This is a genomic window from Helicobacter sp. 23-1048, from assembly GCF_053654545.1.
The window spans coordinates 1-465 of sequence record NZ_JBSIUT010000004.1; the positions used below are offsets into that span (position 1 = coordinate 1).

The window sequence follows — 465 nt, forward strand, 5'->3', positions numbered from 1 at the left end:
TAAAAAAGCCCTCCGCTTATGGATATGTTGGCGGGGTCGATTTCGCCGGGCGTGGTGGATTTTAATTGAGAGTTATCAAACTGCACATTTGGCAAGATTTTAAGAATACTTGTAATATCCCCATTTCCACTTGGATTAGAATCTAACATTTCTCGTCCAATTTGATTACCACTTTGATAGGCTTCAAATTCTCTCTCCGCCGTAGCAGTTACTTTACCTAATTGGACTTTTTGTAAATCCTTTTTATTTTCTACTTGATTGTTATCTTGTGTTTCGGGGGGGGGGGGGTAATTGCACTCTTCAATGATTGCTCTAACTCATCGCTTAATGCAAAGCCACAGAGCACAAATGCAACACACAAGATTCTAGCGTTCATTATCAATTCCTACAAAATATAAAATAAAATTGAGGAATCTAACACATAAAATCTTAAATCTAGCTTAAATAATGAGAAATAATTTTATT

The 465-nt window shown here is 35.9% G+C and carries 1 protein-coding gene; it reads right to left on the reverse strand.

Features of this window, described 5'->3' with window-relative positions; all coding sequences use genetic code 11:
* Positions 1 to 250: 250 nt before the first annotated feature.
* Complete coding sequence (locus ACWIWK_RS09055; protein ID WP_454152477.1) at positions 251 to 376, reverse strand: hypothetical protein; 126 nt, start codon at positions 374 to 376, stop codon at positions 251 to 253.
* Positions 377 to 465: the final 89 nt, after the last annotated feature.

Excerpts from the sequence above, each read along its gene's own strand:
- ACWIWK_RS09055 (WP_454152477.1), bottom strand. The coding sequence starts at position 376 with ATGAACGCTAGAATCTTGTGTGTTGCATTTGTGCTCTGTGGCTTTGCA.